The following is a 243-nucleotide window of genomic DNA, read 5'->3' on the forward strand; positions in this document are numbered from 1 at the left end:
TTTGATGTCTTTTCCGATACCTTGCCAATTGGTGTAAATCTTGTGGGTATCCTAGATATTGGTCATACCATGACCACTTTGTCTGTGATGCAAAATGGCAAGATCATTTATACCCGAGAGCAAGTTTTTGGTGGCAAGCAACTGACTCAAGATGTACAGAATCGTTATGGTTTGTCTTATGACGAAGCTGGTCGTGCCAAAAAAGATCGGACTTTACCTGATGATTTTGAAACAGAAGTCTTG

1 protein-coding gene is annotated in these 243 nt (G+C 40.3%); it reads left to right on the forward strand.

Features of this window, described 5'->3' with window-relative positions:
• The coding region (gene pilM / locus KAJ71_RS23345) for a pilus assembly protein PilM (RefSeq protein WP_248947808.1) at positions 1-243 on the forward strand (243 nt) is incomplete at both ends.

Source organism: Serratia silvae (assembly GCF_023282985.1).
Lineage (GTDB): Bacteria > Pseudomonadota > Gammaproteobacteria > Enterobacterales > Enterobacteriaceae > Chania > Chania silvae.